A 21,064-nucleotide genomic window follows, 5' to 3' on the forward strand; every position below is an offset into this window, starting at 1 on the left:
TTAACCACGACGACAAGCGTCTGATTTAACGTGCGTTTTATGCCATTTCACGCTGGGCCATCGCTTCGGCGAAGCGTTCGAACAGGTAGAAGCTGTCCTGCGGGCCCGGGCTGGCCTCCGGATGGTGCTGCACCGAATAGACCGGGCGACCAGACAGGCGGATGCCGCAGTTGGAGCCATCGAACAGCGACACATGGGTCTCCTCGACGCCCTCGGGCAGGGTTTGGGCATCCACCGCAAAGCCGTGGTTCATCGAGGTGATCTCGACCTTGCCGGTGGCATGTTCCTTCACGGGGTGGTTGGCGCCGTGGTGGCCGTGGTTCATCTTGACGGTCTTGGCGCCAAGGGCCAGCGCCAGCATCTGATGGCCGAGACAGATGCCAAAAATCGGCAGGTCGGCTTTCAGCACCTCTTGGATCATCGGCACCGCATATGTACCGGTGGCCGCGGGATCACCGGGGCCGTTGGACAGGAACACGCCATCGGGGTTGTGCGCCAGCACTTCCTCGGCGGTTGCGGTGGCGGGCAGCACGGTCACGTCGCATCCGGCGCTGGCGAGGCAGCGCAGGATGTTGCGCTTGGCGCCATAATCGATGGCAACGACCTTGTGCTTGGGGGCGTCCTGACGCGGGTAGCCGTCCGGCCAGGCCCACCGCATTTCGTCCCAGCGGTAGCTTTGGGCGCAGGTCACATCCTTGGCAAGATCCATGCCTTCCAGCCCCGCCCAGTTGCGGGCCCTGGCCACCAGCGCTTCGACGTCGAAGTTGCCGTCCGGATCATGTGCAATGGTGACATGCGGCGCGCCTTGCTGGCGGATCGCGCGGGTCAGCCGGCGGGTGTCGACGCCGCCGATGGCGATGCGGCCGGTGCGGGTCAGCCAGGCCTTCAGCTCCTCCGTCGCGCGCCAGTTGGAGGCCAGCGTCGGATCCCATTTCACCACCATGCCGGCGGCAACCGGATCTGCGGTTTCGTCATCCTCGGGGGTGACGCCGGTGTTGCCGATATGGGGGAAGGTGAAGGTGACGATCTGTCCGGCATAGGAGGGATCTGTCATGATCTCCTGATAGCCGGTCATCGCGGTGTTGAAGCACAGCTCGGCCACAGCCTCGCCAGTGGCGCCGAAACCGGTGCCGTAAAAGACGGTGCCATCTGCGAGCGCCAGGCAGGCGGTGGGCTTGGTCGGTGCGGAAGCGGCCATTGCGCGAGTCTCCATGCGGGTGAAATTCATGGGCTTGTAAGGGCGGTACCGGGGCGGGTCAAGCCTGCTGCCAGGGGCAGGGTGACGCGGCGGCGTAAATGGAGATTTTACGCTAAACTTGCACTGCCGTCGCAGAATGGCTAACCATCGGTGTTCGGCAACCATGGGAATGCTTTTGCAAATGGATACGCGCACGCGGGTCAACCAGGCCCTGAAGCAAGCGATGAAAGACAAGGCGGCCGACCGGCTGGCCACGCTACGGCTGATCAACGCCGCCATCAAGGATCGGGAGATTGCGGCACGGGCGGATGGTGAGGAAACCACCATCGGAGACGCGGAAATTCTGGCGATTCTGGGCAAGATGACCAAGCAGCGCAATGAAAGCGCGCGGGCCTACGAGGAGGGCGGCCGTCTGGACCTGGCTGAGCGGGAGCTTGGCGAAATTGCCATCATAGAAGAGTTTCTGCCGCAGCAGCTGAGTGATGACGAGGTCTCGGTCGCAATCAAAGAGGCCGTGGCGGAAACCGGCGCTGAGTCGATTCGCGACATGGGCAAGGTTATGGGGGCGCTGAAGGCCAAATACACCGGTCAGATGGACTTTGGCAAAGCGGGCCCACTGGTCAAGGATCAGCTGTGCAGCAAGGGTGACTGCTGACGGCAAGAGCCGGGCCAAACGGTGCTGGCGCGCGGCGTCTGCGGCGCGCGTATTTTGACCAGAAAGAAACGGACGGGGCCCATTGCGGGCCCCTTTTCGTGTCAGCTTCGGCGCCTGAATGCGGCCAGAAGGTCCTCGTATAGCGTCATCCGCTCCGCCTCGGAGAGGAAAGCACCAATCTCCACCTCGCGGCCGCCGCCCCGCAGGGTGACATAATGCGGAACCGGGCCATCATGCGCGTGCATTTCGACCCGCGCCCAGTGGCGGTTGCAGGACCAGCTTTGTTGCGCCCCGTCGGGATTGGTCCGTTCCAGCCGGGCCTCTGCGGGATCAATGGTCAGCACCTCCAGGGTCTGTTGGTCGTGACGATTGCGATCCAGGGCCCATTTCATGCCGAACAGTGCCAGCGCCGCAAACGGCAACAGCCCCCACATCAGCGCGGTTCCAAGAAACGCGAGCAGCGGGATGCAGATCAGCGCCGCCGTTGTCCCGATGAACCGCACGTAGCCGCGCGGGCGCAGCGATTGATGCGGCCACAGATGCAGCTCTGCCGTCGGGGCGTCGTAGGGGCGGATCCAGGTGTAGGGCATCGTCGGGCCTGTCGGAGCGGTGGGTCTGGGTAGGAAACGCGGCTTCAAAAAAGCCCCCGGAGCTGTGAGGCGCCGGGGGCTTTTGGTTTTCAGTCCGTCAGACGCTTAGTGCGAATGCGAGCGGTCCCAGTCTTCCTGCTTGGGCAGGATTTCAAAGGTGTGCTCCGGCGGCGGAGAGGGCAAGGTCCACTCCAGAGTATCCGCGTACTCGTTCCAGTAGTTGTTCTGTGTGACGCGGGCGCCGCGCAGCAGCGAATAGATCACCACGCCAAAGAACAGCAGGAACGAGGCAAAGGACAGGAACGCGCCATAGGACGAGATCTTGTTCCAGTAGGCAAAGCCTTCGGGATAGTCGATGTAGCGGCGCGGCATGCCCTGACGACCCAGGAAGTGCTGCGGGAAGAACGTCAGGTTGGCACCGATGAAGAACATCCAGAAATGGATCTGGGCGCCCAGTTCGTTGTACTGACGGCCGGTCATCTTGCCGAAGTAGAAGTAGATGCCCGAGAAGATTGCGAAGACAGCGCCCAGCGACATCACGTAGTGGAAGTGCGCAACCACGTAGTAAGTGTCGTGATAGGCACGGTCGACCGCGGCCTGCGACAGGACAACGCCGGTCACACCGCCGACGGTGAACAGGAACAGGAAGCCGAAGGCGAACATCATCGGCGCCTTGAACTCGATCGAGCCGCCCCACATCGTGGCGATCCAGGAGAACACTTTCACGCCGGTAGGCACCGCGATCACCATGGTGGCCAGCATGAAGTAAGCCTGCTGGTTCAGCGACATGCCGACGGTGTACATGTGGTGCGCCCAGACGACGAAACCCAGAACACCAATCGCAATGATCGCCCAGACCATCGGCAGGTAGCCAAACACCGGCTTGCGCGAGAAGGTCGCGATGACGTGGCTGATGATGCCGAAGCCCGGCAGGATCACGATGTACACTTCCGGGTGACCGAAGAACCACAGGATGTGCTGGTACAGGATCGGGTCACCGCCACCGGCCGCGTCAAAGAAGGTGAAGCCGAAGTTGCGGTCCATCAGCAGCATGGTGATGGCACCGGCCAGCACCGGCAGCGACAGCAGGATCAGCCAGGAGGTGACGAAGATCGACCAGGAGAACAGCGGCACCTTGAACAGGGTCATGCCGGGGGCGCGCATGTTCAGGAAGGTGGTGATCATGTTGATCGCGCCGAGGATCGAGGACGCACCCGAGACGTGCACGGCAAAGATCGCCAGGTCCATCGAGTAGCCGCCTTCGTTCACCGACAGCGGCGGGTACAGAACCCAGCCCACGCCGGAGCCCAGCTGGTCATTGCCGCCCGGTGACACCACGGACAGAACCGCCAGCGAGGTGCCCGCGACATACATCCAGAACGACAGGTTGTTCATCCGCGGGAAGGCCATGTCCGGCGCGCCGATCTGCAGCGGCATGAAGTAGTTGCCAAAGCCGCCGAACAGGGCCGGGATCACCACGAAGAACATCATCAGGATGCCGTGGGCGGTGATCATCACGTTCCACAGGTGGCCGTTGGGGGTACATTCCGCAGAGGCGTCCGCGATCAGCCGCGCACCCTCCAGGCACATGTACTGAACGCCGGGATCCATCAGCTCCAGCCGCATGTAGACGGTGAAGATGACAGAGATGAGACCTGCAATCGCCGAGACGATCAGGTAAAGAATGCCGATATCCTTATGGTTCGTGCTCATGAACCAGCGGGTGAAGAAGTTCCGCTCGTCCTCGTGGCCGTGACCATGAATGGCTGCGTCTGCCATTTAGGTGCCTCCTGCTGCAATACGAAAGACCCCAGGAGACGGACTCCGGGCGGTCTGGATTCCTTGGGGTTTTAGTGTGGCGTGAGGGGGCCTTCAATGGCGGAGTTTGATATGGATCAAGATTTATTGCCGCAGGGGGGGGCGTCTCTGCGGCGGTCTGAGCGCGCACAGCTGGCGCTTGACCTGCGCCAGCGGCACGCCCACAACCGGGTAAGAATGATGCGATTGGAAGGAGATGCCCATGGCGCCTTATGATTTCGACAATATTTTTGCCAAGCTGCTGCGCGGGGAGATCCCCTCGACCCGTGTTTACGAGGATGCGCAGACCCTGGCCTTCATGGACATCATGCCGCGGGCGGATGGCCACGTGCTGGTCATTCCAAAAACCCCGTGCCGAAACCTGCTGGACGCCAGCCCCGAGCAGTTGGCGGCGGTCATGCAGACTGTGCAGAAAGTGTCGCAGGCGGTGATGATCGCCTTTGATGCGGATGGCGTGACTGTGCAGCAGTTCAATGAGGCCGCTGGTGGGCAGGAGGTCTTCCATCTGCACGTCCACGTTCTGCCACGCCATGAAGGCGTCTCCCTGCGGGCTCCGGGCCAGATGGGCGACAAGGACGCGATCAGCAGTCAGGCTGAGCAGATCCGCGCGGCTCTGGACGCGGCATAGGACCTTCACGGTCTTGCAGGCCCCCTCTGTGCGGCAATTTTGTCAATGCGGTGCAGAGGGGATGGCGGGGATCAAAAGCGATCATTTGAAATAAATGTTGAAAACTGGGCGAGTGTTCGCATAGCTGTTCGCAAAATGGTTGTGATGTGGTGGGCCGTGGGCGCGCGACACTGTGAAACCCCGGCTGTTGCGGCGGGGGTGCCGTGTCGGGGCGGTGCAAATCCGACCGTCTATCAACCGCCAGGCCATCGGCCTGTTGGGACGGCCAGAAGGCTTTAGTCAGCAGGCGCACGTCGCGCGCTGCTTTTTTGGTTCGGAATGGTGCATTCGGAGGGGCAGGAGTGACGCTCTTGTGTCGTGCGCACGCCTTGTCGCAGGACCAGGTCGTTGCGGCTATTTATGAAACGGTGATCCGCCCTGAGCAGTACGACCGGTTTTTCCGGCCACCTTCGGGGGAACAGGCGGTCAGGCTCCAGACGGGTATCGCGGCGGCTCCTGCGCGGGGCAGGGCGCCGCAGCTGCTGCAGTCGCATTTCGCACGGGCTGCCGAAATTCACGAAGGCCAGTGGCAGCAAGCCAATCGGCAGCATCCCGGTAGTTACAAGGGAACCTGCAACCGGTTCTGGCTTCTGGCGGACGCGATGGGGGGTGGCAGGCTGGTGAATGCGTCGCAGCGGGCGGCGCGGCAGCTGACCGCGGGTGCAGATCTTGTGGCGGCGTTGGAGCTGACAGACATGGCCGTTGGCCGCTGGCGGAATTTCCTGGAGCAGGTACGTCAGGGGGCGGTCACCGGGCAGGAGGTGCTGCTGCTCGAAACGCGGTCTCCCGCCGAGTACATCCTGTGCAGGCCGGTGCTGACGGCCCGATCCGGCGGCGCTGCGCGTTCGGTCATGGCGGAGCGGCTGGAGGTGGAGTGGCACCGCGAGGCCGTAGCGGCAGTGGCGGCGGCGCTCGGCCTGACAACCCAAGAGTTCGGGCCGCTGGCAGACGTCCTTGAAGGCGGCGCGGGCAACGCGCGGGAGCTGGCCGGGCTGGCGGCACGCATCGGCGCACCCAACCCGGCTGCGGTGGTGCGGCTTGCGGCGTTTCTGGTGACCGAACATGTGCACGATCTGAAGATCGCCCGCGGCGAAGTCTTGCCGCCAGCGTCAACATTGGTGGACCGAAACGGGCGGCGCAGCCAGTATTTCCGTCTTGGCGCGGACACCGGGCAGCCGGTGATCTTCCTGCATGGAATTCTCGATGGAATTGCGCCGCTGCAGCGGTTGCAACCACAGCTCAGGATGCTGGGGTTTCGGGTGTTTGCGCCGATGCGCGGCGGTTATGGCAGTTCGGACCCGGTGGGGCCGGGCGAAAATCCCACGGATGCCTGCGTTCGGCAACTGGACGCGCTGATCGCCAAGGAACGCTTGCAGCAACCAGTGCTGCTAAGCCACCGGGCCGGGGCCCGGTTTGGGTGCATCGCGGCAAACCGTTTGCATCCTAGGGTGCCCGGCCTGGTGGCGGTGGCCGCAAATTGCAACGCCAGCTCGCCGCGCCAATTCACCGGAATACGGGGCTATGCCTGGCTGGTGGCCCTGTGCGCAGGCCGTGCGCCTTGGATGCTGCCCATGCTTCTAAAGGGCTGGTCGGCGGCAATGCGCTGGTACGGCCATGACATCCCGCTGCGCGCCCAATCCGTGCCCGGCAGTCGGGAGTGCGCCCGCCTGGCGACGCTGGATCTGGTGCCGTTGCTGAAACAGAACCAGGATCTGTTCCTGCAGCAAGGTGGCGCCGGTTGTCTGGCCGATGTGCGGGCGATACGCCACGGGTTCGACCAAATGGGGTTGACGCGCAGGACGCGGGCGGTCTTTGTGCATGGCGGCGACGATCGGGTCGCGCCGCTGCCACAGGTGCGAGAAGCCCTGCGCGGCATGGGCAACGCTCAGCTCTGCGTCAGCCAGGAGGCGGGGGCGTTGCTGTTTTACACATTCCCCGAACTGGTTCTGACGGCGCTTCAGGACTGTGCCGCCGCCTCGCGCGAGTGAGATGCCGGGCGCGGGCGGGCGCCAGTAGGGCCGACTTGCACCAATATGCGGCGCAGATCGCCCGGAGGTGAAACGGTCCGAAATCAGGTCTCGCCGAAGACCTGCGCGAAGCTCCGCTGCAGCGCCACGTCCACATCCGCCATCGTTACCGGCAGCCCCAGGTCGACCAGGCTGGTGACCCCGTGTTCGGAAATGCCGCAGGGAACGATGCCCGTAAAATGCTCCAGATCCGGCTCCACGTTGATCGAAATGCCGTGGAAGCTGACCCACTTGCGCAGACGAATACCAATGGCGGCGATCTTGTCTTCCGCGAGGGCCCCATGAAGCGTGCGCGGCTTGTCGGGCCGTTCCACCCAGACGCCAACCCGGCCGTCCCGGATGTGACCTTGAATGTTGAACTCCTCGAGTGCGGAGATCACCCAGTGCTCCAACTGCTGCACGAACCGGCGCACGTCGTGGCCGCGTTGGCCAACGTTCAGCATCACATAGACCACCCGTTGGCCAGGGCCGTGGTAGGTGTATTGGCCGCCCCGTTTGCTGTTGAACACCGGAAACCGACCGGGGTCGGTCAGATCCGCGGGCTTGGCCGACGTGCCCGCGGTATAAAGTGGCGGATGCTCCACCAGCCAGATGCACTCATCGGCCTCGCCCGTGGCAATTGCTGCGGCGCGGGTTTCCATGAAGGCAACCGCGTCGTCATAGTCAACCAGACCGTTTGCGGTGATCCATTCAACCATGGCTGCTGCCCTTCCTGTTGCGCCTGGAATGCCCCGCTGTCATCGGGGTGATGCTGTCAATATCCCGATTCCGGGACAAGTATCCAGAGGCCCGAAGATTGTCTGCTACCCGCCACTTAACTGGCGGCAATTTTCGCGAGACGGCATCGTGGGAACGTGTCTCTTCCGCCAGATCTCCGCCTTGCTGAGGGGTAGTTGGGCGGCGGCGAACATTCTGGCAGAAATGCTGATTTTCGGCTTCACATCGCTGACGCGCTGGTCTATACGCCGCTACACCAAGCCTAAGACAGTGCGGTCGTGGCGGAATTGGTAGACGCGCAGCGTTGAGGTCGCTGTTCCTTAACCGGAGTGGAAGTTCGAGTCTTCTCGACCGCACCATTTTAGAGCAAAAAGCCCCATGTTTTCATGGGGCTTTTGCTTTTCTTCACATAGTTACCCCACAGATTGCCCCACACCTTGAGGGGGTAAACCCTCGATCACATTTGCGAGATCTTCAGTCCGGACGAAGGACATTCGACCCCGTTTGAAGATTGTTATAAGGTTTTTACGCGCCCAGATGCGTACTTGGTCGTCTGAGACGCCAAAGAGTTCCTGGACCTTGTTCATCCGGACGAAGAGCGGGCGGGTGAGGTTCATGCGTGGTCCCCAAACTTATTGCTGGCGTTGGGCGAGGGCTCATGAGTTTTGGGCCCGGCGCCGGGTGGTATGATGGGCAGGTGTGGATTGCTGTTTGACATGGTGGCAGGTCGTTCTCTGAAGTTGGGCTCCGGTGGAGCTAGTTCAGGTATGGATACTGGCCTGTACCAATTACATCACAGAGGGTGCTAGGTCTGTAGGATCTAGTTCAGCTTTTTCGAGCTGATGTTCAGCACATGGTCAACTACCTCAGGAACAGAAACGCCAGCGTGCCGGAGGAAGAAACTGGCCTCGCCCAGTAGGCACAGTTCCTCCGAAAACTTGTCGCGGGAGAGCGTATGGTAGTTCAGGTCGAGCTGTAATGCGAAATGGCGGGCAAGAGTGGAAACCAAGTCAACAGTGGTCTTGGGAGCCATACTAGATCTTCCTTCATGTTGAGCTGTAGCTGGGGTGGACGAGGGGCTAGGCCTTCGACTGTCACGACTGAGAGCTGACTGGATGAAAGGAGATCAGTGGCCTTTTACCCGAAGTGATTCGAAAAGTGAATCCCCGATTTGCATGGGCTTGGAGATTTTCTGGTCGCCGGGTGGCCTCGCTCCACTTTATTTTCAAAAGGGATTCTGAGCCTGTCTTCTTGCCGGAGGCCCACTGGTGAAATTGAAAAACGGGCAGGGGCTAGGTCCTTAGAGCTTTCTACGCGTGACGAGGTGGACCAGCGCGAGTACGTCAAAGGTGTACACCATATTTTTATCGCGATTCTGAGGGTTGGTGCCAAACCGGGTAATACACATTCTGTTTTATGGATGTGTTTTCGCCTATTTCATCAAGAATACGCGATGACGTTCACCACCCAATCGACGTCTTCCTCGCCGCAATCCTCTGGAGCAATGCCTCGGGTGGCCAGCCAGGATCGGGCGAACACCCAGGCAGGGCGGCCGGTCAACCAAGCCAGAACCTCGTCCATACGGTACAGGCGGCGGTTTCCTTTCCCTCGCGGGGCGGGGCGTGAGGGCGGTCCCTGATCGCGAACTCGCCAATTGGCAAGGACCTGAACGGATATGCCCAGCGCCTTGGCGAGTTCTCGGGAGGTGATCGGGTGCCAGATGGGGGCGCTGCTGGCAATCGCCGCGGCTTCCAACTGGCTAGCGCGGGTCTCCAGGTTTTGACGCAAATGTCGCATAGAGAGGTCCTCTCATGAAACTTCGGGGCAGGGTGGTGCCGCCGTCTCTACTGCAGATGACTTAGCCGCAGACTTAGGGGCTGCGGCTGATGAAGCGAGGTGCTTATCCATCTGCATGCGGGCGCATGAGGACAATGGTCAGCCGGGTTTGTTGGGGATACCACCAGCTTAGGTCATCATAGCTAACCCACGTGGCTAGGTCGGTTTGGCCAGCGTCCTTGAAAATAGGCGCATGCGAGTAGGGCATGGTAACCAGCCCGATGACATTGCGGCCTTTGCGGATTAGGTAAGTGTGGTCCAATTTGAGCCCTGGAATTGCGTCAAGCTCTTTTGCGAGGGCCTTCGTTTTCGGGTTCGATCGAAAGTTGGAGGCCGCGGTATCGACCTGCTCCCGGTCGATATTCGCCCCTCCCAGGATCTCTGCCTCTATGGCTTCGCGGATCGATGTGCGGTGGCGGAGAAGGCGGTACCGGTAGTTTGCCCATTGGGCGGGGCTGCTCACGGATGTGGGCGTTTGCGACAGCAGATGCTCGATGGCTGAGAAGCTGTCTTGCAGATTTTTTATTTTCATATGGAGTTTAGCCTTTTGGCGGCGCGTTGGGTGGCGTCAGCGTGAGAGTTGAGGAAGTCAGATCACCGGGCTTTTTAGGGCGAGCCCGACCCAGAGAATTCCGGCCTTTGTCCGTTTGTTCATCAGCCTAGGGCGCTTCTCCAGAACGGCTTTGAACTGAGGTCCGGACAGCCCCTTGAGGCCGTTTCGCAATGCCCAGGAGCGGTATTCTGAAAGGAGGTCGCCCGCGCCAACCGTGGCGTTGGGATCAACTGTGGTGCACTCTCCGAGGAACTGGCCAATCATGTCGCTGTTTTCGCCGTACTGACTGGTGGCGAGAGTGACCGACGCAGGCGGGCGGAGTCCTTTCATTCGGATGTAATCTACCATGCCTTCGAGGAGGCGGTTGAAGATACCGGAGCGTTCCGCGCGCAGCTTGCCAGGCAGGGCGGGGTCGCGCTTCTCGGGGGGGATGATGTTCTTGAAACCAAGGACGACGATACGGCGCATTATCGCGGGGTCCCCGCCGTCGATCACTGGTAGGGCGTTGGTGACAAACAGGGGGACGGCGGTTGGGGTGAATTCGAAGTTTTCCTTGTAAAGGTAGCGAGCTGTTATCTTGTCGCCACCGGTCAGCTTCTTCATAAGGGAGCTGTCGAGGACTTCGCCCATTCCGAGTTCGCTGGATACGGCAAGGCGTGCTCCATTGAGACGGGCGAGGTCGTTCCGAACGCCGGAAAACTTTTGAACCGTGAATGTCGATGTTTCGACGTTTACTGCATAGTCTCCGAGGCAAGCTTGGATCTCGTTGACGATGGTGGACTTGCCGTTGGCTCCGGCCCCGTACAAGATGCCGAGGACCTGCTGGCCTTCAATAGCACCGGCTGCAGACCCCATGAGGCGCAAAAAAAAGTCAGCGTCTTCTTTATCGGGAAGGGCGTCGGACAGCACCTTGTCGAAGATTGGGCATTGCGCGTCCGGGTCAAAATCTACATCCGCCATCTTGGTTAGGAGGTCGTCTGCACGGTGCTCGCGGAAAAAAGGCCGGTTGTTCTCGGTCTGGATTGTGCCGTTGCGTACATTCAAGAGGTCGTGGTGGGCGTCAAAGTCGCTGCCGTTTCTCAGGATCCCCTGCTCGGTGCGTAAAAGGTCCATAATCGCCTTGACCTTGATGCGTGTTAGAATTCCTTTGACCGCCTTTCGCTCGTCGCCATTAGACAGGTCTGCGTTGGCGCGCAAAGCCTGAACGGTGGTTTCTAGGAAGCGTTTGGTCGCTTCCTGAACAAAAGCTTCGCCATTCTGACACTGCCACCGGCCGCCTGTGTAAAAAAGCCAGCCGTGGGTGCTGGTATAGCTGACACGGCCTGAGAGTTGGCGGGCGAGCTCGCGGGAGAGACTTATGTCGTCAAGCTCCAATATAGCACCGCGCGGATACCGCGATATGCTGCGGACGATACCAATTACTTCCTGCTCTGGTAGGGGGTGTGGCAACTCTTTGTTTAATGCCAACACCATAGTCAGGATCTGAGACTCGGAATGCCCTTTGCGGACCAACCAGCCTACGGTTGAGGCAAAGTCGTTACTCCGGTGGCCCTCTTTATATCGGGCCAAGGGGGGAAGCTTTGGCTGGTTCGGGGCGCTGGCTAAATTGAGGAGCCAGTCCTCTTTAACCTCGGGTGCGGTCATTCTGTTATCCACAAATACTGGTTTCCGGAGATGTGCAGGGATGGCGGCGCAATCACGTACCCGCCCTCGCCCCGCACATCGATGTTTGGCCCGATCTTGCTTGCACTGCTGGGGACGGCACGGCCTTGGGTTGGGCGGTAGATGTGCAAACCGCCACTGCCGGTCTGAACCAGCATCTCCTTGTTCGCCGGGCCGTATTTTGCTTCTAACTCTTGGAATGCCGCCAGCCCGTTCTTGTTCGGGCCGACGTCGATGTCGATGACAAAGATTCCGGAAAGGGTGCCTGTGGCGATCCCTATGTTGACCGGTTTCTGCTGATTGAAGAGAAACTTGATTTGGACCGGGTCGGTGGTTGCATTCTTGAAACCGCCCGCGTGGATGGGATGCTTACCTGGGGCGGAGCAGTCTGACTTTTCGCAGGTACAGCGGCCGTTCATGATAGAGTGGGTCGGAAAGACCGCCCAGTTCTTCGAGGCGTAGCGCAAGGCCCAGTCCAGCATCATTGCTTGGCGTCCCTGGAGCCAGCGGCGCTGTTCTTTGCTTCCTGCTCTTCCAGCCACTTTATCAGTGCGTCGATGCGGTAGCGCACGGTGCGGCCAACCAGCAGGCGCGGCGGGCTGATGAGGTCCTTGGTCCAGCGGACCAAGGTGCGGAGCGAAATGCCAAGGAATTCGGCGGTATCGCGGGGGGTCATCAGAGGGGAGTTAGACATCTGTTCCAGTTTCTGTTGGAGTGCGATGTCAAGGAGATGGTGGCGCGAACTGGCGTTGCAAATCGCCGTAATCACCGAAACGGTTCTTTTTGGCGCGCGACAGCTCTTCGGTGTTTTCAGGAAGCGGGTGCACAGAAATTGCGGAAAGATCTTGGAGCGGAAAACGCTAAAAAGGAGGGCTGGTGTAGGCGGTGCAGGTAGATTCCAAACCTTTTCTAGAATGCTCCAAAAGCAATCAATACAAACTTAAAGCCTACACTACCTACACCGCCGCTGCCCCAAGTGATCATCAGCGGCTAGATTGTCCGCTGCGTTTTCCGGTTTGATACAGTTCAGCCTTCCATAGGGAGGTGGGGGGAACCCCCCCCCCAAGAAAAGACGTGCGGGACTTAGTCGGGCGCACGAGCCTTAATAAGATCAGCCCTAGGGAGTGCTATCAACCATCAAATAGAAGCTCCAAATCCTGCACAGGACGAACTCGTAAACGCGGACTCTGTAGGAAGCAGCACAGACCGGCTGTGTGTGATTCAAACAGGGAACGAAGGGCGAACTTGTTGCACAATCGCCCTACAATCTAAGGGAATGGAAACCTTTTGGATTCTTAGTGGTTTGACTCTGGAATGTGCGGGCACAATAAATGGCACAGATGGGAGCTTGACATGGCAGCACTTCTGGACACCGAAGAAACAACACCCCTCACACGCGCAGCGAAGTTCCGGCGAGGGGGTGTGGGCTTGGGCAAGTTCAAAATCAATAAGAAAGCGGCTCTGATGCAGTCGGCAAAAGTCATTCAGCCCGTAGACGTCCCTAAGGCGGAAATTAATCCGCCCAAGCGCCGCCCGCATCAGCAGGTGGTGGCTCTGAATGACCTTACAACCGATGAACGGCACCGGCTGGCGGGTCTCTTGGAGGTGGAGATTGCCAGGCTCTGACCCAAAGACCGGCGACGTCTACTATTATCCGTATGTTTGGAAACGCCAGCAAGGCGGATTGGGCGATCCTGAAAAGGGTAATCCCCCTCGATTTTAAGGGGATGCGGGAGTAGGATTTTCTCGGCAGGATGAACGAGGAGATTCCGATGAAGAAGACACGTTTTACCGAGGCCCAGATTATGGGCGTGCTGCGTCAGATGGGGGGCGGAGTGCCTGCCGCCGAGCTTTGCCGCGAACATGGCATGAGCAGCGCCACGCTGTACAAGTAGCGGGCGAAGTACGGCGGCATGGGTGCCAGCCTCATCAGCGAGATGAAGGCTATGGCCGAGCAGAACCGCCGCCTGAAGCGCATGTACGCCGATGTCAGCATGCAGAATGACCTGCTCAAGGAGGCGCTCGGAAAAAATGATCCGGCCAGCTCGGCGCCGAGAGTTGGCCGTGAAAGCGGTGGCGATGAAGGGCGTCAGCATCGCGCTGGCCTGTCGGGCGTTCGATGTCAGTGAGGCCTGCTATCGGTACAGCGTGAGGCTCGACGATGAGAACGAGCAGATCGCCGAGCTGCTCTACGGGCTGACGAAGGCGAAGAAGAACTGGGGTTTCGGACTGTGTTTCCTGTATCTGCGCAACGTGCAGGGCCATGGCTGGAACCACAAGCGGGTTTACCGGATACCGCGAGCTGGAGCTGAACCTGCGGATCAAGCCGCGCAAGCGCCTGAAGCGGGAGAAGCCCGAGGAGTTGGCCGTGCCAGAAGCCCCGAATGAGGTCTGGTCGATGGATTTCATGGCGGATCGTCTGGAGGACGGCCGCCAGTTCCGGCTGCTGAACGTCTTGGATGATTTCAACCGAGAGGGTCTGGGCATTGGGATCGACTTTTCACTGCCTGCGGAACGGGTTGTTCGAGCCCCGGACTAGATCGTCGAATGGCGTGGCACGCGTCGGACCATTCGAGTCGACAACGGCCTGAAAATATATCAGCGGCACCCTCATGGAATGGGCGGAACACAGGGGCATCGCCCTGGCCCACATCAGCCCGGCAAGCCCTAGCAGAACGCCTACGTCGAACGCTACAACCGGACGGTCCGGCACGAGTGGCTGGACCTCCACCTCTTCGAAACAATTGACGAGGTTCAGCAGATTGCCACCGAGTGCCTTTGGTCTTACAACAACGAACGCCCCAACATGGGCAACGGCGGCATGACCCCCGCCCAGAAACTGAAGAAGGCCGCGTAGGTTCTACGACCAAGCCCCCCGCGAAAATGGGGGGGGTACCGTTCTTCATCTCGTTCATCACCGAGAGCCAGAATTTGGTGCCCTCGTTTTCGGCGATCCACAGGCCCAGAACCTCACGGCTCCCATCGCGGGTGACGCCGAGGGCGACGTAGACGGCCTTGTTCTTGACCATCCGGCTGTCAGCATCACGGATCTTCACCCGCAGCGCGTCGAAGATCACGATGGGATACACACGGTCCAGGGCGCGGCTCTGCAATTCCCTGATTTCGTCCAGCACCGCATCAGTGACGCGGCTGATCCGCTGCCTGGCAGTCGCTGCTTGCAGCGATGAGAGGGAGGTCGGGCGATACCTTCAAGCCGTAAAGATCAAGCAGATGGGCCTGGATGTCCCGCACCGTCAGACCGGCGGCGTAGAGCCCGACGATCTTGTCATTGATCCCATCGATCCGGGTCTGGCCCTTCTTCACCAGCTCAGGCTCGAAGCTGCTGTTACGGTCCCGCGGGATCGCAATGGACCTGTCACGCTTTCGTGCCGCTCCAAGTGCTCGTTTAAGCCACCTTCCGTTCAAAAGCGACCGGGCTTTTCCAGCCTAATGCTGAGTGTCGGCGGCGCGGATTGTAGAACCCGTTAATGTATTCAAAGATCGCCATCTCTGCCTTCCGCCGTGTTTCCCATGAATGCCGCCAGATCAGTTCTGACTTGATGGTTTTGAAGAAGGTTTCGACTGCCGCGTTGTCATAGCAGTTACCTTTGCCGCTCATCGACACCTTGAACCCGTTCTGGCGCAGGATCTTCTGGTAGTCGTGCGAACAATATTGCGACCCGCGATCCGTGTGATGAATGCAGTCCTTGGGTGGTTGTCGGAACGCGATTGCCATTTCCAACGCCCGGATCGCCAGGTCACGTTTCATCCGGTTGCTTACAGCCCATCCAATGACACGACGGGAATGCAGGTCCAGGATCACCGCGAGATAAAGCCACCCCTCGCGTGTCCAGACATAGCTGATATCGCCAGCCCATTGCTCTGCCACCCAACCTTGGACCGCCGGAAGCTGGATTTTTCCGGCTCTTTGCTCTGCCACCCAACCTTGGACCGCCGGAAGCTGGATTTTTCCGGCTCTGTCACGATGACGGGCTGGTAACGCCATCGGGATAATGCATGGCAATCGGGACGTTGTATCCGATTGCGCTGTGAGGTCTGTCCTCGTTGTAGTGTCTACGCCAATCCTCCAGCTTTTCGCGGGCGTCCGCAAGGCTCATGAACCAATGGGCGTTCAGGCATTCCGCCCGGAGCTTGCTGTTAAATGCCTCAATGAAGCCATTGTCCGTTGGCTTTCCTGGCCGTGAGAAGTCGAGCGTGACGTTGTTGGCATAGGCCCACAGATCAAGGTCGCGGGAGATAAATTCGCTGCCGTTATCGACACGTATCGTCTTCGGGTAGCCAATTTCCCTACAGACCCTTTCCAGCGTCTGCACGACGTCTTCGCCCCGATAGGTGAAGCGCGGGTCAGTCGCCGGGCAGAGACGGGAGTGCGTGTCGACAACCATCAGGATGCGCAGCCTCTTTCCCAAGGCAAGCTGGTCGTGGACAAAATCCATCGCCCAGACATCGTTCGGTCCGGTTGCCTCCTGGCGGTCTTCCCGCAGCTTCGCTTTCACCCGCCGCTTCGGGTGCTTGTTCCGGAGTTGAAGCCCCAACTCATTGTAAATCCTGCGGGTCTTCTTCATGTTGATTATCCACCCCTCCCGCCGCAGCAACACGTGGACGCGGCGGTAGCCGTAGCGCACGCGTGTCTCTGCAATTTCCTTGATCCGCCGTTCGACGGCAGCCTGGTCCGTACGCCGGGACTTGTAGTGGTAGGTGGAGGTGTCAAAGCGGATGGCCCCACAGGCCCTCCGGATCGACACGCCCCAGTCAACGCACATCCCGGTGACAATCTCGCGCAAACGGCCAGGCTTCAGAGCTTTCGGCGAATAACGTCCTGAAGCATCTCCCGATCAAGCGTCAGGTCCGCCACGATCTTCTTCAGCCGGGTGTTCTCATCCTCAAGCGCTTTCAGCCGGCGCATCTCGTCCGGCAGAAGGCCCCCGTATTTTTTCTTCCAGTTGAAGTATGTCGCCTGGCTGATCCCGGCCTTGCGGCAGATCTCCGCAACCGGCGTGCCTTGCTCGCCCTGCTTCAGGATGAACGCCTTCTGCGCCTCCGTGAACTTCGATGCTTTCATGCGATTCCGCTCCTCTCCCAGCCAGGGAAACTTAGCGGAAAACTCCAGCTCCGAACGATCCAGTTTTCAGGGGGCAGAGCAAAACCAGCAAGATGAGTCAGACCCTCTCCTCGCTCAGGCTGCAAACTGGCCCAAAATCTCTGACAACGGACAAAGCTACTGCAGGCTAGTCGTTTTTCTTCTCCACCAGCTTCCTGGGCCGCATACGCTCTGCAGCCTTGAAGAGAGAAAAAGTCTGGTTCACGTAGTTAACAGCGCCTGAAATCTGCTCGATGTAGTTTCTCAACTCAGGGGTCATCTTGGCTTCAACCATCTGAATTGACCGTTCCGGACTGCTGCCTTCGAATTGGCAGTAGAACAGCGGTTCACCGCGTTTCAGGATCAGGTCCTGTTCCGTGTCATGCCATTCAAAGGCCCACATCAGAGGCCGGGGCCAGACATTGATGGGGAAGCGGCCGCTGAAGGTGGTGCCTGGCAGTTGCACCTTGCGGTAGTGGGCAAAGGCCGGAAGCTGTGAGAGGTAGGCGGTTTCATCGGCAACAAACAGGTAAGGCAGCATCAGCTGGACCATCGGGCGGTCCTTGAAGCGCCATTCAGCTTCCGGCACCAGGAGAAGTTTTTCCGCTAGTTTGTTTGCTCTGATGGCGGAGCGCTCTCCGGCCTTGTTGACAAGCATCGGTTTGCCCGACGTGTCACGCTCAAAACGGACATGGATATCAAACGGGCAATTGATCACGAAGTAGCGCGCATCGAAGTTGTGAACCGCGGGGCAGCGGGCCGCAGATTTACTGTGTCTGCTGGAAGCACCGCCTGCGGTCAGCCGTTCCGGCGGGTCATAGAGAACCGAGGCTTTGTTGTCAGTCAGTAGCCAGCCAACGGTGACCGGGCCTTTGTCCGGGTCTTGAGCGGCACTGGTAATGTTGACTTGGAGATTTGTGAGGTGTGAAGTCATAGAGTAGGCCATTTCCAAGCTGAATTTCTTCGGGGTGCCAGGGTGATGCAACGTCAAGGTGCTTGTGAGCGCAAATGAGAATCCAGGTTCTGGAGGTTGCTTTGCTCTTAGAGCCGCCGCCTGAACTCCCATACTTTTCATCTGCAGTTGAGGCAAGCGCCGGTCGGTCGGAAGCTTATGGGCGCTTGATATTTGTGGCGTCGCATTGCGCGGGTTCGGCGGTGGTGGCAGAAGCTGCAAATGGAGGCCACTATGCGGTTTCCGATGTGTTGCGCCCCGTGGCGCAGGCAAAGGGCGATGCCATGAGATTGAGAAAGTGCGCTGCCTCAGGGGCACTCTCTCTGGACTTGCCGCAACTATAGCGTTAAACAGTTTCGCGGCAGCCAGTTTCCTCCTCGATACTGTTAAGGTGTCTGTCTGGGCATCAAGATTCTGGTCTGTAGTTGAAGCGCAAGCGTATCCGGTGATCATGCCCCATGACGACGACAACCCTCGAGAACTCCAAGCGTTTTGTCACGGGTTTTTGCAACGGCGAACAACTTGATTGTTCGCGCTAAGGTTGATAGTGAGAAGAGCGACTGATTCAGATATGTGGAAATTTGAAACGGTTGCCAGTCAAGCCAAGCTGAAAGACTTTTCTTTGCGGGTTGTCATTTTAATACTATTAGCATTCTTCTCGGGGTTGTCGTTTCATTTCTGGCAATCTCTAAGAGTTAGTCAGCTGTTTCTCAGCTACAACCAGGAGATGAGGTATCTTCTAGAAAGAATACTTGATGAAAGCTGTCCAACATTTGAAGACATAGTGATCTCCGCTGAATCACTTGGGTTGCAGTATGAGATAGTACGCGGTGTCGAAAATAACGACGAAGCTGTTTCTGGGATTAGAGTTCAAATGCAAACCATCGTACCATTTTCAAAAGGCGATGGACGAGTTCTTTTTTCCTCAAGCAGCGAAACCGGGTGCGCTATTCCGAGACTTTAAGGAGCCACAATGAGCAATGACTATCTTATTAGTGTGATTTACCCAGATTATGAAATCGCGACGGGTAGTCCAGGGGCAACTAGGCTTGGCTCGGGAACATTGGATCTTGGGCATACAGGTTTCGCCTATGTAAATGGCCAAACCGGGCAGATCAGATACTTCGACTACGGTCGTTATTCAGGCCCCGATGGAGTTATTCGAGAGACACTGATTGATGCTGGCACAGGCTTTACCCACATTGACCTAAATGCTCTCGAAGGGGGCTATGCACCTGGCTTGGGTGCTGCCCTATCGGAGGCGTCCGGTTATACAGGCAATATCCAATTCAATCTTTTCGAAGTTGCAGACGGATCGTTTGAAGCTCTGAATCAGAGGATTGACCCAGACATTGGAAACCCAAACGGATTTTATGGAGAGTGGACGTTCTTTAATACGTGCCACAACTTTGTTCAAGACATGTCCCAGCTCGTCGGCGTCGACCTCGACGGCTCCGACGGTTTCGCTGCAACCCCACGAGGTTCGGCAGAAGCACTAAGAGATAATCTAGGAGGAGTTCTTTACAACCCTGAAAGCGGCGTTCACTGGCAAGTACAGTCCGAACAAGGAATGGTTGGCTACTTTGTTGATCTACTCGAAAGCGGTGCTGTCACTTTCCAAGAAATGGTTCAGCTGATAAACTCGAACGAAGACGCCTATATGAATGGTCTCGTGCAGAATGCCATTCAGAATGCCAATAATAACTGTTTTCTCGGTGATACAGCGATCAGCATGTGGCCGCTTGATCCAAACCTCAAGCCCGGCCTGAATGGGGGTTACGACCAAGATGAGGTGCGGGCCAAAATCTGGAAGAAGCCTATTGAGCTAATCAAAGTTGGCGATCTGGTGGTATCCTTTGACAGCAAGGGCAATTTGGTGCCGGGTCCCGTGGCGCGGACATTCCAGAAAGATGCCAAAATCCTGCTGGATTTCCACGGAACCCGCGTGACTCCTGGCCACGTCTATTACCGCCCAGACAGCAAGAGATCACACAAGTTTGAAACATTGATAGATGTGCTGCGCGACGACGGTGTTATCCAGCGCCAAGATGGCACCCTGTGGTGTGCCCCCATCGGGTGGTCCAGTTTGAATGTTAGTGCATAGTCGGCCTTTGGTCTATCGGGACAATGCTCTTGGGCGCTGGCGGCCGGTATCCTAAGGCGCTGTGGGGCCTGACCGTATTGTAGTGACGCCGCCAGCGTTCGATCAGGATCTGGGCCTCGCGTAACGTGGTGAAGACCTCGCCGTTGAGCAGCTCATCCCGGAAACGGGCATTGAAGCTCTCGCAGTAGCCGTTCTCCCATGGTGAGCCGGGGGTGATGAATGCGGCTTTCGCACCGACGGCATCGATCCAGGCACGCACCTTCTTGGCAATAAATTCTGCACCATTATCCGACCTTATGTATTCCGGCGGGCCGCGTAGGATGAACAAATCCGTCAATGCGTCGACCACATCCGTTGAATTGAGCCTGCGTTTGACCCGGATCACCAGCGCCTCCTTCGTGAACTCATCGATGATATTCAGCGTGCGGAAGATCCGCCCGTCGTGGGTTCGGTCCTGAACAAAGTCATAGGACCAGACATGGTTCGGGCGCTCCGGCCGCAGCCGGACGCAGGAACCATCATTCAGCCAAAGTCGGCCTTTCTTGGGTTGCTTTTGCGGGACTTTAAGCCCCTCCTGCCGCCAGATCCGTTCAACGCGCTTGTGATTTACATGCCAGCCGCTGTTGTTCAGCAGCCCAGTGATCATGCGATATCCATAGCGGCCAAACTCTTCGGCCAACGCGGTGATGTCCTCGGTCAGCCGGGCTTCGTCCGGTAGACCACAGGGCACCTTGCGCTGCGTAGAGCGATGCTGACCTAATGTGCGGCAAACCCTGCGCTCCGATACGCTGAGGGTTTGCTGCACATGGTTGATGCACTGCCTGCGGCGGGAAGGGCTTAGAAGTTTCCCCGTGCGGCCTCGGCCAGGATCATCTTGTCCAGTGTCAGATCCGACACGGCTCGTCTGAGCCGGGTATTCTCAGCTTCCAGCTCTTTCAGCCGCTTGAGCTGATCGCGGCTCATGCCGCCATACTCCTTGCGCCATCGATAGTAGGTCTGAACCGTCACTCCGATCTGCCGCACGGCCTCCTGAACTGATTTGCCTTGCCCTTGCAGCACTTCAACTTGTCGCAGCTTCAGCACGATATCTTCGGGCTTCTCTCGCTTGCCGGCCATCTCGTCGTCCTCCTGAAAACGGGATAATTCTATCCCAAAAGGTGGACCACTTCAGTGGGGGCGTTCCA

General features: G+C 58.7%; 19 protein-coding genes, 1 tRNA gene and 3 pseudogenes. 8 read left to right on the forward strand and 15 right to left on the reverse strand.

Features of this window, described 5'->3' with window-relative positions:
• Positions 1-37: 37 nt before the first annotated feature.
• Positions 38-1,198 carry a glutamine-hydrolyzing carbamoyl-phosphate synthase small subunit gene (gene carA, locus AC0IPL_RS18050; protein WP_474276092.1) on the reverse strand — a complete coding sequence of 387 codons (1,161 nt, stop codon included), beginning with the start codon at positions 1,196-1,198 and terminating at the stop codon, positions 38-40.
• Positions 1,199-1,379: 181 nt separating this feature from the next.
• Between carA and AC0IPL_RS18055 the strand changes: the two genes are divergently transcribed.
• Entirely contained in the window at positions 1,380-1,853 is a 474-nt protein-coding gene (locus AC0IPL_RS18055; protein ID WP_474276089.1) for a GatB/YqeY domain-containing protein, read from the forward strand.
• Between the two features lie 101 nt (positions 1,854-1,954).
• Here AC0IPL_RS18055 and AC0IPL_RS18060 read toward each other — a convergent pair whose 3' ends face one another.
• Entirely contained in the window at positions 1,955-2,443 is a 489-nt protein-coding gene (locus tag AC0IPL_RS18060; protein WP_474276087.1) for a DUF2244 domain-containing protein, read from the reverse strand.
• Between the two features lie 105 nt (positions 2,444-2,548).
• Positions 2,549-4,222: a cytochrome c oxidase subunit I gene (ctaD, locus tag AC0IPL_RS18065; RefSeq protein ID WP_474276085.1), complete on the reverse strand. Its 1,674-nt coding sequence runs from the start codon at positions 4,220-4,222 to the stop codon at positions 2,549-2,551.
• A 241-nt stretch (positions 4,223-4,463) separates the two neighbouring features.
• Here ctaD and AC0IPL_RS18070 point away from each other — a divergent pair, with 241 nt between their 5' ends.
• Positions 4,464-4,889: an HIT family protein gene (locus AC0IPL_RS18070; RefSeq protein ID WP_474276082.1), complete on the forward strand. Its 426-nt coding sequence runs from the start codon at positions 4,464-4,466 to the stop codon at positions 4,887-4,889.
• Between the two features lie 341 nt (positions 4,890-5,230).
• The gene (locus AC0IPL_RS18075) at positions 5,231-6,916 is read left to right on the forward strand and encodes an alpha/beta fold hydrolase (RefSeq protein ID WP_474276080.1); all 1,686 of its coding nucleotides are present in this window, start codon (positions 5,231-5,233) and stop codon (positions 6,914-6,916) included.
• 83 nt (positions 6,917-6,999) lie between these two features.
• Here AC0IPL_RS18075 and lipB read toward each other — a convergent pair whose 3' ends face one another.
• Entirely contained in the window at positions 7,000-7,653 is a 654-nt protein-coding gene (gene lipB / locus AC0IPL_RS18080) for a lipoyl(octanoyl) transferase LipB (RefSeq protein ID WP_474276078.1), read from the reverse strand.
• Between the two features lie 291 nt (positions 7,654-7,944).
• Between lipB and AC0IPL_RS18085 the strand changes: the two genes are divergently transcribed.
• A tRNA-Leu gene (locus AC0IPL_RS18085) sits at positions 7,945-8,031 on the forward strand.
• A 461-nt stretch (positions 8,032-8,492) separates the two neighbouring features.
• On the opposite strand, the gene AC0IPL_RS18090 is transcribed toward AC0IPL_RS18085, so the two are convergent.
• The 6 genes from AC0IPL_RS18090 to AC0IPL_RS18115 all read right to left on the reverse strand — a co-directional run bounded on the left by AC0IPL_RS18090 (position 8,493) and on the right by AC0IPL_RS18115 (position 12,417).
• Positions 8,493-8,705, reverse strand: a complete 213-nt coding sequence (locus AC0IPL_RS18090; protein ID WP_474276076.1) for a hypothetical protein — start codon at positions 8,703-8,705, stop codon at positions 8,493-8,495.
• A gap of 407 nt (positions 8,706-9,112) precedes the next feature.
• A complete protein-coding gene (locus AC0IPL_RS18095; protein WP_474276259.1) occupies positions 9,113-9,469 on the reverse strand; it encodes a helix-turn-helix domain-containing protein in 357 nt (118 codons plus the stop codon).
• Positions 9,470-9,572: 103 nt separating this feature from the next.
• Positions 9,573-10,040: a hypothetical protein gene (locus tag AC0IPL_RS18100; RefSeq protein WP_474276261.1), complete on the reverse strand. Its 468-nt coding sequence runs from the start codon at positions 10,038-10,040 to the stop codon at positions 9,573-9,575.
• Between the two features lie 57 nt (positions 10,041-10,097).
• On the reverse strand, positions 10,098-11,705 hold the full coding sequence (locus AC0IPL_RS18105; RefSeq protein WP_474276263.1) for a phage/plasmid primase, P4 family: 1,608 nt from the start codon (positions 11,703-11,705) through the stop codon (positions 10,098-10,100).
• Positions 11,702-12,208 carry a bifunctional DNA primase/polymerase gene (locus AC0IPL_RS18110; protein ID WP_474276265.1) on the reverse strand — a complete coding sequence of 169 codons (507 nt, stop codon included), beginning with the start codon at positions 12,206-12,208 and terminating at the stop codon, positions 11,702-11,704. The genes AC0IPL_RS18105 and AC0IPL_RS18110 overlap by 4 nt, the downstream gene beginning before the upstream one ends.
• The gene (locus AC0IPL_RS18115) at positions 12,205-12,417 is read right to left on the reverse strand and encodes a helix-turn-helix domain-containing protein (protein ID WP_474276267.1); all 213 of its coding nucleotides are present in this window, start codon (positions 12,415-12,417) and stop codon (positions 12,205-12,207) included. Before AC0IPL_RS18115 ends, AC0IPL_RS18110 begins: the two co-directional genes overlap by 4 nt.
• 659 nt (positions 12,418-13,076) lie before the next feature.
• Between AC0IPL_RS18115 and AC0IPL_RS18120 the strand changes: the two genes are divergently transcribed.
• Together AC0IPL_RS18120 and AC0IPL_RS18125 are read left to right on the forward strand one after the other, a co-directional pair.
• Positions 13,077-13,349, forward strand: coding sequence for a hypothetical protein (locus AC0IPL_RS18120; RefSeq protein ID WP_474276269.1), 273 nt, complete (start codon positions 13,077-13,079; stop codon positions 13,347-13,349).
• A 146-nt stretch (positions 13,350-13,495) separates the two neighbouring features.
• A pseudogene (locus tag AC0IPL_RS18125) lies at positions 13,496-14,580 on the forward strand (IS3 family transposase).
• A 40-nt stretch (positions 14,581-14,620) separates the two neighbouring features.
• Here the strand turns inward: AC0IPL_RS18125 and AC0IPL_RS18130 are convergent.
• The 4 genes and pseudogenes from AC0IPL_RS18130 to AC0IPL_RS18145 form a co-directional block, all read right to left on the reverse strand.
• A pseudogene (locus tag AC0IPL_RS18130) lies at positions 14,621-15,092 on the reverse strand (transposase); the annotation flags it as partial.
• A gap of 37 nt (positions 15,093-15,129) precedes the next feature.
• Positions 15,130-15,606, reverse strand: a pseudogene (locus AC0IPL_RS18135) (IS3 family transposase); the annotation flags it as partial.
• A gap of 97 nt (positions 15,607-15,703) precedes the next feature.
• A protein-coding gene (locus AC0IPL_RS18140; RefSeq protein WP_474276271.1) for an IS3 family transposase occupies positions 15,704-16,806 on the reverse strand; the annotation gives its coding sequence in 2 pieces (ribosomal slippage) (positions 15,704-16,545 and positions 16,545-16,806; 1,104 coding nt in all).
• Between the two features lie 166 nt (positions 16,807-16,972).
• Entirely contained in the window at positions 16,973-17,770 is a 798-nt protein-coding gene (locus tag AC0IPL_RS18145) for a hypothetical protein (RefSeq protein ID WP_474276277.1), read from the reverse strand.
• 577 nt (positions 17,771-18,347) lie between these two features.
• Here AC0IPL_RS18145 and AC0IPL_RS18150 point away from each other — a divergent pair.
• Together AC0IPL_RS18150 and AC0IPL_RS18155 are read left to right on the forward strand one after the other, a co-directional pair.
• Positions 18,348-18,740 carry a hypothetical protein gene (locus tag AC0IPL_RS18150; protein ID WP_474276273.1) on the forward strand — a complete coding sequence of 131 codons (393 nt, stop codon included), beginning with the start codon at positions 18,348-18,350 and terminating at the stop codon, positions 18,738-18,740.
• A 9-nt stretch (positions 18,741-18,749) separates the two neighbouring features.
• The gene (locus AC0IPL_RS18155; protein WP_474276275.1) at positions 18,750-19,880 is read left to right on the forward strand and encodes a hypothetical protein; all 1,131 of its coding nucleotides are present in this window, start codon (positions 18,750-18,752) and stop codon (positions 19,878-19,880) included.
• Here AC0IPL_RS18155 and AC0IPL_RS18160 read toward each other — a convergent pair.
• Positions 19,870-20,996, reverse strand: a protein-coding gene (locus AC0IPL_RS18160; protein ID WP_474275345.1) for an IS3 family transposase whose coding sequence is annotated in 2 segments (ribosomal slippage) — positions 19,870-20,732 and positions 20,732-20,996 — 1,128 coding nt in all. Because the reading frame shifts where the segments join, the coding sequence is not laid out codon by codon here. The genes AC0IPL_RS18155 and AC0IPL_RS18160 overlap by 11 nt on opposite strands.
• Positions 20,997-21,064: the final 68 nt, after the last annotated feature.

The sequence above is a fragment of the Leisingera sp. SA32 genome (assembly GCF_056033425.1).